Here is a 1222-nt window from a genome sequence, read left to right on the forward strand (position 1 = left end):
TCTCCGGCGCGATCCAGCACCGCGCCGGCATGCAGACGTCGAAGACGATCGTCGCGGTGAACAAGGACGAGGAGGCGCCGATCTTCGAGATCGCCGACTTCGGCATCGTCGGCGACCTGTTCAAGGTCGCGCCGCAGCTGCAGGAGGAAGTGGCCAAGCGCAAGGGCTGACCCCTTCCGGTCCTCCACCGCGTCGACGCCCGGGTGCCGCCCGCACCCGGGCGTCGTCGTGTGTGCGGGGCCTGTTCACCCGCTCCTGCCTGCGACGACACCTGTCCGGGTCCGTTCACCCCGACGCCACCGGCGTGTCGGTCCGCAACCGCCCGGGTGTCGCACCCGGCCGGTACCAAGCCGGGTGTGAACCAGGTGATCGTCTCGACCCCGGAGACCGCGGCCCGGCGGTACTCCCTGCTCCTCACGACCGACGACGGCGACGTCGCCGCGGCGCAGGCGCTGCGGCACCGGGTGTTCGCGGGTGAGCTGGGCGCCCGGCTCGACAGCCCCGTCCCCGGCCGCGACGTCGACCGCTTCGACGCCCACTGCGACCACCTCGTGGTCCGCGAGGACGCCACCGGCGAGATCGTCGGCACCTACCGGATGCTCCCGCCGCAGCGGGCGCGCGCCGCGGGCGGCCTCTACGCCGACGGCGAGTTCGACCTCACCAACCTCGACCCGCTGCGCCCCGGCATCGTCGAGACCGGGCGCTCCTGCGTGCACCCCGACCACCGCGGCGGCGCCGTCGTCGGGCTGGTGTGGGCCGGGCTCGCCCGCTACATGCTGCTCACCGGGCACCGCTGGCTGATCGGCTGCGCCAGCGTCTCCCTCGCCGACGGCGGCACCCAGGCCGCCGCGGTCTGGGACCGGGTCCGCGCGAAGCACCTCGCGCCCGAGGAGTACCGCACCGTCCCGCACCGCCCCTGGGACCCGACCGGCGCCCCCGCGGGCCGGGGCGGCGGCATCCCGCCGCTGCTGCGCGGCTACCTGCGCCTGAACACCTGGGTGTGCGGGCCGCCCGCGCACGACCCGGACTTCGGCGTCGCGGACTTCCCGGTGCTGCTGGGGATGGACCACATCGACCAGCGCTACCTGCGCTTCTTCCTGGGCGAGGACGCCGCCGGGGTGACGGGCGCATGACCATCGCCGCCGGGCCGGAGGGCGACGCCGGCGCGCCCCTCCGCCCGCGCCGCCGGTTCCGGCCGCGGGGCCGTGCCTCCGGCGGGGCC

The 1222-nt window shown here is 75.9% G+C and carries 1 protein-coding gene and 1 pseudogene; both read left to right on the forward strand.

Going from position 1 to position 1222, the window contains the following annotated elements; genetic code table 11:
• Positions 1–170, forward strand: a pseudogene (locus NH602_RS30970) (electron transfer flavoprotein subunit alpha/FixB family protein); the annotation flags it as partial.
• A 186-nt stretch (positions 171–356) separates the two neighbouring features.
• Complete coding sequence (locus NH602_RS30975) at positions 357–1133, forward strand: GNAT family N-acetyltransferase (RefSeq protein ID WP_374210290.1); 777 nt, start codon at positions 357–359, stop codon at positions 1131–1133.
• The last annotated feature ends 89 nt before the right edge of the window (positions 1134–1222 follow it).

It is taken from the genome of Pseudonocardia sp. McavD-2-B, from assembly GCF_024124365.1.
Classification (GTDB): Bacteria; Actinomycetota; Actinomycetes; order Mycobacteriales; family Pseudonocardiaceae; genus Pseudonocardia; species Pseudonocardia alni.